Raw genomic sequence first — 12252 nt, forward strand, 5'->3', positions numbered from 1 at the left:
CTAACTAAAAGCGGCGCAAAACTCCATAAATCAGCCAGATAGCCATTGCTCGGAGATAATGGCTAGCCCGAAAAGTGCCAGCAGAGGTAATCGCTTCTGGTGTGCGAAACTGTAGGCCGTTTTCATAAACTTGCCGGACTACAGCTTCGGTAATTTGAAACGCCTCATCTTTCATATCCATCTGTACCAGGAAGGCAGCCAAGCCAAAATTGATGCCTGTCCAAACTTCTAGCGGATGAGTGTCCTTGGGATTAACGGGAGAACCATCTGGTCTGACTCCATTCGCTGCGCCAAATTTGCCATCGTGAAATTTGAGGAAGCAAGCCTCGTAAACTGCTTCTAAAGCAGACCGCACACAATCGGTAGGCACAACATCAGGCAGTTTTAGCAGGCGCGCATAAAACTGTCCGCAAAGCTGATCTGCCATCACGACATCAGAACCACTGCCACTATCGAGACGGTAGTACTGCCCGTTCCAGAGCTTCTCCTGATAGAGGGGGCGGGATTGGGTAAGCCAAGTCTGGTAGGTGGAAATTAGGGATTGGGAGTTGGGGGCTAGGGATTGGGGATTGGCTGGATCTGATTGCTGCAAGAGTTGACCAATGGCGATCGCCGCCTCTAGTGCCGCAATCCACAGTCCGCCACAGTAAGCGCTAACTCCCTGTAACCGCCAGTCATCGAAGGTTTGGTCGGGCGCACCAGAGTTTTCGGGAATGCCATCGTTATCCAGGTCAAAGGTTTTGAGGTAGGCGATCGCCCGCTCAATTGCGGGCCAGCACTCTATCAAAAATTCATAATCCATACTACCCGTTAAAACAAAATTTCGGTAAACCTGCAAAACGAAGTCACAGCCCAAATCCTTCCACAGGTTGCAGTCTTGATAGCTAGTGTAGTTAGTCTTTTCCCAAGGATGTTCGTTGGGTGCGCCCAAGTCATGGGGCGTAGCGTTTTCAGCTTTGCGAACGGCGATCGGACTTTCTGCCCCAATCGTGTAGTAGTAGCCAATCACACGCGGCGTATCGTCTGCTGCCGGAATAGCTCTCGCAAAAGCTCTCAGCACCGATTTGTCTAGCTCCGGCCAGAGCATCATTAGCGCAAAAGAACCGTAGAGCCTCACATCCAGGCTTTCATACCAACGGTAGTCAAGACATTCCAACACCGCAAACTGACCTACTGGATCGCGATCGCTTGCTGCACTCCAGAGCGTCCCGCCGCTAGTCAAGTCATAAAGCTCATTAAACAGCGCCATCTTGAACCAGTCGGGCAAATCCTGGTCATCCAAAATCGGCTGCTGCCAAGTCTGAATTTGCTGCTGCCAAGTGGGGTATAAGTCGAGAGCAGTCTGAGCGATCGCCCAGGCATTCTTGCCGCTAGTTCCAAAGAAGTCTGTGTAGCGACGAAAATAATTAATCCCAGTGGCAAACTCCGTTACTGGAAAATCCCAACTCAACACAAACGGAATTTTTCGGGTTTCACCTGGAGCCAAAGTAAAACGAACGGCGATCGCCACACCAACCTGCTCACCATCGGCAGCCGGAGTTTGATCATCTACACTTTGCAGCGAACCATCTTTAGAGAATGACTGCCAGAGTTCTGCTCCATCTCCAGCCGGGTTCCAGCGAGTATTGTAAAAGGCTTCTGCATTAGGTGTTAGGGTAGCGATCGCCCACTGTCCATCGCCTTCTTGAGGTGTTTCCTGGCGATCGGATTGATCCATCAAGCAGCATGCAAAGTGGCGATCGCTTTTCCACTGGTTAAAATTGCCGTTGCTCTCACCCAAACGCGGCTGATATTGATAAACCGGGCTACCGTCATCCCGCACCTGCACCTTGGGCGACTTGAGCATATTTGTAAACCAACCCGCCATATTTTGCCAGGTCAGCATAATGCTAAGCGTTAACGGTTGGTCGGTTGGATTGTGTGCCGTCCACTCAAAAATGGCGATCGGATAGCTCGTCTCCTGATAATTCTTTGCCCAAACTGGCGAAAACTGTTCACAAGCCAGCGTCGCCTGAAACACATTCTGATAAACAAACCAGCTTCTCGGATAAAGCGCATGATACTCTCCTGTCGTGCTGGTTCCCGCCCGATCGGGATACCACTGCCACGCGCTCAAACTTCCATCGTCAGGCAATTGAGTACAGAGCGCATAAGCCTCAGCAGTTTGACCCTCTGCTTGTTCAAACACACTGAATTGGCAAGCGGGCATCGATTGAAACACGTGCTCTCCGCCATCAATGTGCCAGAGATTAAAATCTCCTCGCGAAGAACGACCAATACAGCCAGCCCCAAACCCACCCAAAGGCATTCCATGCCAGGGACCGTCGTCCAAATTACTCTCGTAGCGAACCCTATAGGGCAATTTCCACCCCTGACCAATCGGACGCTTCCAGGAACAGGCAGGAATTTCAGCAGGCAAATGCAAATTTTTCATCCCAAAATTCTACCGCCCAACCTTCCCTTCCTCTTCAACATTGCTTAACAATTGAGTGATTTTGAACGCAAAGCTGAAAGTTTACATTCAAAATCATCCCAAGAATAAGCAAGCCTTGCTCATCCTTCATCTCTTATCTCTTCCTCTCCCCTCTCCTGCAACGATTGCCATCCCGCCAACCACAACTCCCTATCCTTAAGCTGTTTTGCATTCAGCCAAAAGCGAACCGATGGGTCACAGGCTGCAACCATCTCAGCAAACACCCAACGTCCCTCATTTTTACGATTAACCACCTGAAAGTGCCGCCAACCCCAAGTCGTTTGTTGGGCTGTCCATCTAGAACCTACAAGGTAAGGAAATTTCTGTTTCTTAGGCATCTATCTACTTAGTGTGATGTCCCCCTCAGTGACAATGCCATATTTAGAGAACGCAGGAGAGCAAGCGTCAACAGCAGACATTGACTCAAAAATTTCAAAATATGGTCATTCTAGAACCAATTAAGTCTAAAAACTATTCCGTTCCTCGACCAGAGGGAGTATGGCTACTGGGTGTTCTGCTTTCAATGACAGGTATTGTACTGATGGGTGTGGGTGGCTTCACAACCTTAACCTGTCACCGTCAAGCTTCGCTTATGGCAGACACGACTTCCGACGGAGTCTGTAAGCTAACAACCTATAGACCTCTCGCCTCTACCACTCAAGAAATAGCGCTAACCGATTTACACGAAGCAAAGCTGGCACAACTACACCGCCATCATTACCACGTTGGCTATCAAGTTGTTTTGCTTACCCATGCAGGCGAAATTCCTTTGACCAGCTCTTCCCCAACACAACGAGACTGGAAAACTGAGGTAACGGAAGATATCAACCGATTTCTCCAAACTCCTGAGCGGGTAAAGTTGCAGCTACAGCTTGAGAACCAATCCTGGGCAGGCACCTTTGGCTTTTCACTAGCTGTAATTGGGACGGGAGCCGGACTTTTTGCTAAGCAGCTTAAAGCGCTTCAACCCAGTACAGGTACGACTCAGCAGAAATAAGCTTAAGTTGAGACATTTTTGTAGACTATTGTCCTTTTTTTGCCGAGATTCATTAGAATGGCTGAATCTGGTTAGGCTATTTATCACAACAAACTCCGCCTAAAACCTCGTTAACCTTGTAAGTATCGTTTAATTTTTAGGACACCACCCTGGCTGGACTATTATGAAACGCTGACTTTTCTAGAAAGGGCGATACCAATTAGCACCTTTCGCAACAAGAATTCAGATCAAGGCGTGCAAATTTTGTGAGAAAAGCTACAATCGGAGACATCTTTGCGAAACTCGCAGGGCAAATTACATCTTGGTGCCTCTACCCGATGCTAAATGTCTTGGGAGAAGTATGCCTTGTTGATTACTGTGTGCTAAATCCAAAGCACTGGTTCTCTTGCTGATTGGTATGGGCGAGAACGAAATCCCCGCCTACACTAAATTAGAAATCTGAATAGCAAGAGTCCAATTATCGTCTAAGAAAATTCATGAACATTCCTCCATCAAAAGAGGCAGTTCATGTTATCCTTCTGTTTTTTACAAGCCTTTGACTTTTGACCTAAGGAGCATGAGGAGCGCGGCATGACCCAGGCTAACGACGTACTCGAAACCATTGACCAGCCCGAAAGCGAGCTAGAGCTTTTGATTGAGGACGGAGATGATCGAGACGAAATCTTTGATGCTCAGCCTGATGAAGAGGATGGAAAGGTCACTAAAGGAAAGACCAACCGTCGTCGGGCACAAGCAAAAAAGAAACACTACACTGAGGATTCGATCCGGCTCTATTTACAGGAAATCGGTCGAATTCGACTCCTGAGAGCAGACGAAGAAATTGAACTTGCTCGTAAGATTGCAGATTTACTTGAGCTTGAAAGAATTCGTGAGCAGCTTGTCCAGGATCTGGAGCGTGAGCCTTTCGACAAAGAATGGGCTAGCGCGGTTGATATGCCTCTCCCTGCTTTTCGGCATCGCCTGCATGTAGGTCGCCGGGCAAAGGACAAGATGGTTCAGTCAAACCTGCGATTGGTGGTTTCGATCGCCAAAAAGTACATGAACCGGGGTCTTTCCTTCCAGGACTTAATTCAGGAAGGCAGCTTAGGTTTGATTCGGGCGGCTGAAAAGTTTGACCACGAAAAGGGTTACAAGTTTTCCACCTACGCAACCTGGTGGATTCGTCAGGCAATTACACGGGCGATCGCTGATCAATCTCGTACCATTCGTCTTCCCGTCCACCTCTACGAAACCATTTCTCGAATTAAGAAAACTACAAAATTGCTTTCTCAAGAAATGGGACGGAAGCCTACCGAGGAAGAAATTGCAACTCGGATGGAAATGACGATTGAGAAACTGCGCTTTATTGCTAAGTCGGCTCAATTGCCCATCTCCCTAGAAACTCCGATCGGTAAGGAAGAAGATTCTCGCCTGGGCGACTTTATCGAGTCTGATGGTGAAACCCCTGAAGATCAAGTTTCTAAGAACTTGCTGCGGGAAGACCTGGAAAGCGTTTTGGGCACCCTGAGCCCGCGTGAGCGTGATGTGTTGCGCCTACGTTATGGTCTAGACGACGGACGGATGAAGACCCTGGAAGAAATCGGTCAAATCTTCAACGTCACCCGTGAGCGGATTCGTCAGATTGAAGCAAAAGCGCTTCGGAAGTTACGTCATCCAAACCGCAACAGCGTTTTGAAGGAATATATCCGTTAAGAACTTGTCTGGAAGTAGGGAGATGTACCTCCCTATTTGACGTTCCAAGGAATAAAAAAGTGCCCCTACATTCGTGGGGGCACTTTTCTTGTAGCTTTGCAATTACCTGACTTGCAGTGCAAGCAGCGCCTGGATAGACACTACATCAGTCCCCAAAAATGAAGCACACCTTGACCAGAGACATATTCAAGGATGACAGCAGAAGCGAAGCCGATCATCGCTAGACGACCGTTCCAAGTTTCGGCTCCACGAGTGAAGCCCCAGTTCCATGCGTTGCGGTTATCGTTCTGCATAACTTGAACTCCAATTTGCAATAGTTCGCCGACCTTTGTTAACTAATGTAACCACCAGCTTTGTAAGTCGCAACAATCTACCGGGCAGCTTCATGCATATTTCGTCTACAAGTGCTTTAGATGAAAATGCGCTTTGGTGCAGTGTGTGCAAGATCGGAGAGTGCAAAATTGGAGAACTGGATCGGGAGTAGTCTAATGGTGGGCGATCGCCTCTCCCGTCCGGGCGTCAAATACGTGGATTTTGTCGGTGGCGATCGCTAGCCATAGTTCTTCTCCCAACCTGACCCTTCGGTCTGGCTCGACTCGCGCTCTTAAAACGGTTGGCTCAGATGGAGTAGCAGATTCGATTAAATTTAAGACCAGTTGAGTCTCATTACCCAGCGCTTCAAGCCGCTCTACTCGAACGGGAATGTTTTTGGGAGCGGCAACGCTAAGGCTCAGGTGTTCGGGACGGATGCCAAGTGTGAGCGATCGCCCATCATATTGACTCAGTGCAGTTTCCCAGCTTTGAGGGAGAGTTAGCCGAAACTGCGGATGGGTTATCAGGAGCGGTGCCTTGACCTGAACGGGCAAAAAATTCATCTGCGGTGAACCGATGAACTCTGCCACAAACCGATTGGCAGGTCGGTTGTAGAGTTCTAGCGGCGCAGCAATCTGCTGAATTTGTCCAGCGTTCATCACGGCAATGCGATCGCCCATCGTCATGGCTTCAACCTGATCGTGGGTGACGTAAATGGTTGTGGTACCCAGCTTGCGCTGAAGGTTGACGATTTGGGCACGGGTTTCGGTACGGAGCTTGGCATCCAGGTTAGACAACGGCTCGTCCATCAAAAACACTTGAGGGTTTCGTGCCATTGCCCGTCCCAAAGCAACCCGCTGTTTTTGTCCGCCTGAAAGCTGTTTTGGCAGGCGATCGAGCAGCGGTTCAATTTGCAAGATTTGGGCAACGGTGCGAATTCGTCGATCAATTTCCCGCTCCTGCTGCGACCAGTAGCGCAATTGTTTTGGCAGGGGACGGGTAAGCGTGGTCAAAAAAGTTTCTGTCCAGGCAAAGCGATTGGTTTGAGCTTCGGCATTTAGAGTTTGAGATGAAGCAGAGTTGTGCACTGCCTTCGTACGGCGTAGCCCAAATGCCAGGTTGTCGTAAACCGTCATGTGGGGATAGAGCGCATAGTTTTGGAACACCATGGCGATGTCGCGTTGCTTGGGCGGCAGGTCATTGACCTGGTGATCGCCTACCCAGATATTGCCACCCGTTACTTGCTCCAATCCGGCAATCAGTCTCAGTAGAGTACTTTTGCCACAACCGGATGGTCCCACCAACACCATAAATTCGCCATCCTTGACCTCCAGGTTGATGCGTCGTAAGACATTCACCATTGAAGCGGTCGTTGGCGTTTCAGCCAGTGCTTCTTCGACAGGCGGCACGAGAGCGCCTGCCGCCACAAAGCTAGTTTGTCTGCTTTGATGCCGGAGAAAACTTTTGTAGACGTTCTCTAGAACAACCTGCGCCACAGTGAACCCACGCTTAGTGTTTAGTGTTTCAGCTTATTTTCCCCTATTGCTTCAAAAAATAGCCTTGCTGTCTGAAAAGTAGTAGCGGCATCTATCTGAATAACCTGATAAAACCTCTCTTTAGGGGGGTCAACCCTTATACACATGGCCGGACGAGTTCACCTGAATGAGTGCTTACACTGAGAGGTGATTCAGCTATTGTGAGGGTGCAACTTGATAAGGCCGGTTACGGAAAGCGTTACGAAGCGGCTGAATCTAATTTAGTTGAGTTAGTCTCACAGTTCTGGCAGGTAAAAATTGAGTCTAACGCCAGCCAAGACTTGAGCAAACCGACCACTAGTTTCATTCAAAATGCGATCGAATTCATTACGTGCTTCTACATTTTTTGCTGATCAGACGGAAATTGAGGCGGAGATTCTAAAGAATCATTCTCATTCGGCTGTTTGAGCAAAAAGCTACCGATCAGGGTGTCACTTTGGTGTTTAACATTCGCTTTTTAGGAGTGACCCATGCTTCTCATGGAAAAGAAACTGCTTACCGGCGCAAGAGCAGAGGACGAAGGTTCTGGTTTGTGTCTGGTGATTCAGCTTGGAGATGGAATTAGAGTGCAGTATGCCGTTGAGAATAAGCAAGAGGCGGTTGCCCTCTACACTTACTATTCTCAAATGCACCCGCACCTAAGCCACCAAATTTCCCAGAAGTAATGATTTCGAGCGATCGCAGCTTTAACTAGAATTTCTCATCTAGAGCTTTTCACTAAGACTCTTCAGAGTCCATGCCATCGCTTTGCTCATCAGTTCTGGACGACACAATCGTTGCGGTCACGACTTTTTCACGCTTGTTGGACTTAAAGAGGCGATCGCCCCCGCCATCTTTGCCCTGTACCGCAACCTTTGCTAAAGGCAACAGCACCAATCGATCTGCGTCTGTTAGCAGCGTCGCGTCTGTTCCCGGTAGAGCAGGGGTAATTCCGGCTAACGTATCGGTCTTAGTGGCAAACTGGATTGCCTGAAGTCCCAAATCTCCACAGTTAGCGAGCCGCAAGGCGCTAACAGGCATTCGTTTTCCATAGCCGTTAGCCGAAACCAGGAAGACTTCATCCTTGACTTGGAGTGCTACACAGCCAACCAGCCTTTCTTGCTTGCCTAATCGAATTGCGGCTGAGCCTTGTGCAGTACGGCTTTGAACTGGGATCTGCTGATCACTCACTTCAAATCGCAGCATTCGACCACCTGACGTTGCCAGAACAAGATGTTCTCCGGCTTCGACGGGAATGACGTACAGTAGCTCGTCGCCCTCTTTGAGTTTGAGAGCAGTCAGTCCACGTCCAGTCAGGTTAGCAAACTCCGAGAGAGGCAGGCGTTTGATTCTGCCTTGACGGGTCAGCATGATCAGGTCGTGATTGGCGATCGCCTCAGACACAATAAACTGATCAATGATGGTTTCTGGATCACCATGAGCTGCCGATGGCAAAAGCGTAATCAGTGGCGTTCCCTTGGAGTTTCTAGGCGTTTGGGGAATGTCGCCCACTAGAGTGGTATAAGCTTTACCGCTGCGAGTCAGGATCAGTAGTTCTTGCTTGGTCGTTGCAGTCTCTACCTTAACGGTGAAATCTCCCTCGATTAGCGTTGCGCCATTCTGAGTTTCCTGAGACTGCTGTCGCTTATAGGCTCTTGGAGTCAAGCGACGGACATAGCCTCGGTGGGTAAATTCTAGAACGACTTCTTGCTCAGTCTCGACCTCTGCAACTGTCGTTTCTGCCAGACGCTTTGATTCTTTAGCTCGTTCTGCTTCGGTTTGAATGCGGGTACGGCGTTGGTCAGTGTACTTGCGTTTGAGAGTACGCAGGTCTTTTTTTAGCGCCTTGAGCAACTCTCGCCGATTGTTGAGCAGTTCGCGTAGCTCTTGCATTCGCTGAGTCAGTTGGTCAAAATTGTCTTGCAGTTTTTGCCGCTCTAGGCCAGTGAGACGGCGCAGAGGCATGGCAAGAATCGCGTCAGCTTGGCGATCGCTAAACTCAAATCGCTCTTGAAGCGTCAGCTTAGCTGTGCTGCCGTCCGGCGCGTTCCGCAAAATTTCAATGACTGCATCCAGATTCTCCAGAGCAGTTAGCGAACCTTCCAGTAAGTGAACTTCGCTTTCAGCTTTTTGCAACTCATAGGTGTACTGACGAGTGAGCGTTTCTTCCCGAAAAGTGAGGAAGTGCTGCAGCAAGTCGCGCAGGGTCATCTGGCGAGGCTGCCCGTCCGTCAGAGCCAGCAAAATTACGCCAAAGTTGCTCTGGAGAGGCGTGAGTTTGTAGAGTTTGTCAAGAATTCGCTGTGCTTGTGCTTCACGCTTGAGCTCAATTACAACGCGCATTCCGTCGCGATCGCTCTCATCTCGAATGTCGGCGATTCCCTCGATTCTGCCTTGGTTAACTAACTCAGCAATTTTCTCAATCCAGGCAGCTTTATTCACCTGGTAGGGTAGCTCCGTGATGATGATCGCATTCCGGCGGTGCCGCCCTCGACCCACCTGCACATCCTCAAACTGAGCAATTCCTCGAATGGGAATGCTGCCTCGTCCGGTCAGGTAGGCTTCTCGAATGCCTTCAGTACCGACAATTTCCCCACCCGTGGGAAAGTCTGGTCCGGGAATCAGCGAGAGCAACTGTTCGTCAGACAAATCGGGGCGATCGATCAGCGCAATTAAACCATCAATCACCTCTCCCAAGTTGTGAGGCGGAATGTTGGTCGCCATACCTACCGCAATGCCAGAGGAGCCATTCAGTAGCAGGAAAGGCAATTGGGCTGGCAGGACGATGGGTTCTTGTTGAGAGTTGTCGAAGTTGCCAATGAAGTTAACGGTCGCTTCCCCAATTTCGGTCAGCAGCGCTTCGTTGCCAATGGAGGCAAGCCGCGTTTCGGTGTAGCGCATTGCGGCTGGCGGGTCGTTGTCTACCGAGCCAAAGTTGCCGTGACCTGCCAGCAGCGGATAGCGACTAGAGAAATCCTGCACCATTCGCACCAGGGCATCGTAAACAGCCTGGTCGCCGTGCGGGTGATATTTACCCAACACGTCTCCAACGACGCGGGCACATTTGCGGTAAGGGCGATCGGGGGTCAAACCCAGTTCGTGCATAGCGTAGAGAATGCGCCGATGTACGGGTTTAAGCCCATCTCGCACGTCGGGCAGGGCACGACCTACGATTACACTCATGGCGTATTCTAAGTACGACCGCTGCACCTCCGTATGCAGTGCGGTTGCAATTACTTGTCCTGAGGGGAGCATGTCAAGCTGCTTAGCCATGAGTTCTTTTCCTTCTGAAATTCCGAATCACTTGTCCTGTAACTGTCCTACAAGCTCAGTAAGCTAATTTAGGCGATCGCAAACAATAGGTCTGTGTAAATATCTTGCAAAGATAGAGATTAAGGTATAAAGGGTTGGCTAGTTTCACTAACTTGGCTGAGCGGTTTAAGGTAAATTTCGCAGTAGTATCAAACCGTAGGGCTTGAACATGCTTCATCCTGAGATTAACTAAAAAGGAAAGCGCCATGAAAACTGTTTTAATTGTGGAGGATGACTTGATCAATGCTCGTGTTTTCTCCAAGATTTTGACCAAACGCGGTGGATTAGCGGTTAAGCATACAGAAAACGTGGATGAAGTCATGGAAATTGCCCACGCTAGGGGAGCAGATATCATTCTGATGGATGTTTCTCTGTCTCGCAGTGTTTACCAGGGTAAACCTGTAGACGGCATTAAAATCACCCAGATGTTGAAGGCTGATCCTCAAACCGCTAGCTTACCAATCATTCTGGTCACTGCTCACGCAATGGAGGGCGATCGCGAAAACTTTTTGAAGCAGAGCGGTGCTGATGACTACATCTCCAAACCCGTAGTAGATCATCAGAAATTTGTTGATCAGATCGTGGCATTGCTACCTAACGAGTAAGTACCCTTGTACTATTTTGCCAAGATTTTGGCAACTTATTGGGGCAATTTCAGGAAACTCCAGGGCAATCGTACAAGTCAGCTTGAATAACGCAATAAACCTGAAAAAGATTTGAGAGTGAGGATGACAATTTGAACGGGTATCGTCGGCTGTGGCTGACAGTTCTCTTAGGGGTGGGACTGGCAGTGGCACTGATTGGACATTCTTTGCCCCCAGTTAGCGCTCAATCTACCCTTCCGTTCACCTCTCCCACAACAGAACTGCGCGGAGTCTGGCTAACTAACATTGACAGCGATGTTTTGTTCTCCAGAGAAAACCTGGGGCGAGCAATTCAACGATTGAAGCGGCTGAACTTTAATACGATCTATCCCACCGTTTGGAATTGGGGCTACACGCTTTACCCCAGTCGGGTGGCAGAACGAGTCGTGGGGCGATCGATTGATCCGCATCCAGGACTTGCTAGAAGAGACATGTTGGCTGAAGCCGTCATTCGGGGTCATCGGCGTGGAATGACCGTGATTCCCTGGATTGAGTTTGGGCTGATGGCACCCGCAGACTCCGATTTGGTTAGTCGTCATCCTGATTGGGTGACGAATCGGCTGGACGGCAGTCAAATCATCTACGAAGGAACTCACCCGCGAGTTTGGCTCAACCCGACTCACCCAGAAGTGCGGCAAATGCTGCTGGATCTGGTTAACGAAATTGTCACCAACTACGACGTAGACGGTATTCAGTTTGATGACCATTTTGGAATGCCCGTGGAGCTAGGGTATGACCCTTACACCGTGCGGCTTTACCAGCAGGAACACGGGGGCAGTTTGCCGCCTAATGATCCTCATGATTTAGAGTGGGTCAGATGGCGAGCAGATAAGATTACTAGCTTGATGACTGAGGTTTTCCGCACGGTCAAAGCGCGAAAGCCACGCGCTATCGTTTCTTTGTCGCCTAACCCCTGGGAATTTGCCTACGAAACATACTTGCAGGATTGGTTCACCTGGGAGCGGCGAGGGCTGATCGAAGAGCTAATCGTTCAGGTCTATCGAGATGATTTTGAGCGGTTTACGAGTGAGCTACAGCGTCCAGAAATTCAGCTTGCCAAATCTCACATTCCTGTTGGTATTGGCGTTTTGACTGGGTTGAGAAATCGTCCGGTCAGCATGGAGCAAATTCAAACTCAGGTACAGGCTGTCCGAGAGCATCAGTTTGCTGGCGTTTCGTTCTTTTTCTATGAAACGCTGGGCGATCGCGATGCTGACTTTCGTTCACTATTTCGCCAGCCTGTAACTCGTCCTAGAGTGGGCTAGTGCCTTCTTACAAAGAGAGGGCGTGGGCTTAGCCCACGCCCTC

The 12252-nt window shown here is 49.5% G+C and carries 10 protein-coding genes; 5 read left to right on the forward strand and 5 right to left on the reverse strand.

The annotated features are described in order from the left end of the window. Nucleotides 1-4: 4 nt before the first annotated feature. Both H6G00_RS25580 and H6G00_RS25585 read right to left on the reverse strand, forming a co-directional pair. Entirely contained in the window at nt 5-2434 is a 2430-nt protein-coding gene (locus tag H6G00_RS25580) for a GH116 family glycosyl hydrolase (protein WP_190798883.1), read from the reverse strand. A 119-nt stretch (nt 2435-2553) separates the two neighbouring features. Beyond that, the gene (locus H6G00_RS25585) at nt 2554-2811 is read right to left on the reverse strand and encodes a TIGR02450 family Trp-rich protein (RefSeq protein WP_190687651.1); all 258 of its coding nucleotides are present in this window, start codon (nt 2809-2811) and stop codon (nt 2554-2556) included. 101 nt (nt 2812-2912) lie between these two features. Between H6G00_RS25585 and H6G00_RS25590 the strand changes: the two genes are divergently transcribed. Together H6G00_RS25590 and rpoD are read left to right on the forward strand one after the other, a co-directional pair. Further along, nucleotides 2913-3470: a hypothetical protein gene (locus tag H6G00_RS25590; protein ID WP_190798884.1), complete on the forward strand. Its 558-nt coding sequence runs from the start codon at nt 2913-2915 to the stop codon at nt 3468-3470. A 570-nt stretch (nt 3471-4040) separates the two neighbouring features. Beyond that, nucleotides 4041-5162 carry an RNA polymerase sigma factor RpoD gene (gene rpoD / locus H6G00_RS25595; RefSeq protein ID WP_190641392.1) on the forward strand — a complete coding sequence of 374 codons (1122 nt, stop codon included), beginning with the start codon at nt 4041-4043 and terminating at the stop codon, nt 5160-5162. A gap of 140 nt (nt 5163-5302) precedes the next feature. On the opposite strand, the gene H6G00_RS25600 is transcribed toward rpoD, so the two are convergent. Beyond that, nucleotides 5303-5455 (reverse strand): chlorophyll a/b-binding protein, encoded by a 153-nt coding sequence (locus tag H6G00_RS25600; RefSeq protein WP_190641391.1) that lies wholly within the window; start codon nt 5453-5455, stop codon nt 5303-5305. A gap of 192 nt (nt 5456-5647) precedes the next feature. Then, nucleotides 5648-6970, reverse strand: a complete 1323-nt coding sequence (locus H6G00_RS25605) for an ABC transporter ATP-binding protein (RefSeq protein ID WP_347278224.1) — start codon at nt 6968-6970, stop codon at nt 5648-5650. A gap of 518 nt (nt 6971-7488) precedes the next feature. Here H6G00_RS25605 and H6G00_RS25610 point away from each other — a divergent pair. Continuing rightward, nucleotides 7489-7674, forward strand: a complete 186-nt coding sequence (locus tag H6G00_RS25610) for a hypothetical protein (protein WP_190641390.1) — start codon at nt 7489-7491, stop codon at nt 7672-7674. A gap of 52 nt (nt 7675-7726) precedes the next feature. Here H6G00_RS25610 and gyrA read toward each other — a convergent pair whose 3' ends face one another. After that, the gene (gene gyrA, locus H6G00_RS25615) at nt 7727-10261 is read right to left on the reverse strand and encodes a DNA gyrase subunit A (protein WP_190798885.1); all 2535 of its coding nucleotides are present in this window, start codon (nt 10259-10261) and stop codon (nt 7727-7729) included. A gap of 245 nt (nt 10262-10506) precedes the next feature. Between gyrA and H6G00_RS25620 the strand changes: the two genes are divergently transcribed. Continuing rightward, nucleotides 10507-10905, forward strand: coding sequence for a response regulator (locus tag H6G00_RS25620; protein WP_190641388.1), 399 nt, complete (start codon nt 10507-10509; stop codon nt 10903-10905). Nucleotides 10906-11099: 194 nt separating this feature from the next. After that, complete coding sequence (locus H6G00_RS25625; protein WP_347278225.1) at nt 11100-12209, forward strand: glycoside hydrolase family 10 protein; 1110 nt, start codon at nt 11100-11102, stop codon at nt 12207-12209. Nucleotides 12210-12252 lie beyond the last annotated feature (43 nt).

The sequence above is a fragment of the Leptolyngbya sp. FACHB-541 genome (assembly GCF_014695875.1).
In the GTDB taxonomy this organism is placed as follows: domain Bacteria; phylum Cyanobacteriota; class Cyanobacteriia; order Elainellales; family Elainellaceae; genus JAAUTN01.

What these genes read in the sequence shown, in the direction of transcription:
- H6G00_RS25600 (WP_190641391.1), bottom strand. Translation starts at nt 5,455, where the DNA reads ATGCAGAACGATAACCGCAACGCATGGAACTGGGGCTTCACTCGTGGA.
- H6G00_RS25585 (WP_190687651.1), bottom strand. Translation starts at nt 2,811, where the DNA reads ATGCCTAAGAAACAGAAATTTCCTTACCTTGTAGGTTCTAGATGGACA.
- gyrA (WP_190798885.1), bottom strand. Translation starts at nt 10,261, where the DNA reads ATGGCTAAGCAGCTTGACATGCTCCCCTCAGGACAAGTAATTGCAACC.
- H6G00_RS25580 (WP_190798883.1), bottom strand. Translation starts at nt 2,434, where the DNA reads ATGAAAAATTTGCATTTGCCTGCTGAAATTCCTGCCTGTTCCTGGAAG.
- H6G00_RS25610 (WP_190641390.1), top strand. Translation starts at nt 7,489, where the DNA reads ATGGAAAAGAAACTGCTTACCGGCGCAAGAGCAGAGGACGAAGGTTCT.
- H6G00_RS25620 (WP_190641388.1), top strand. Translation starts at nt 10,507, where the DNA reads ATGAAAACTGTTTTAATTGTGGAGGATGACTTGATCAATGCTCGTGTT.
- H6G00_RS25590 (WP_190798884.1), top strand. Translation starts at nt 2,913, where the DNA reads ATGGTCATTCTAGAACCAATTAAGTCTAAAAACTATTCCGTTCCTCGA.
- rpoD (WP_190641392.1), top strand. Translation starts at nt 4,041, where the DNA reads ATGACCCAGGCTAACGACGTACTCGAAACCATTGACCAGCCCGAAAGC.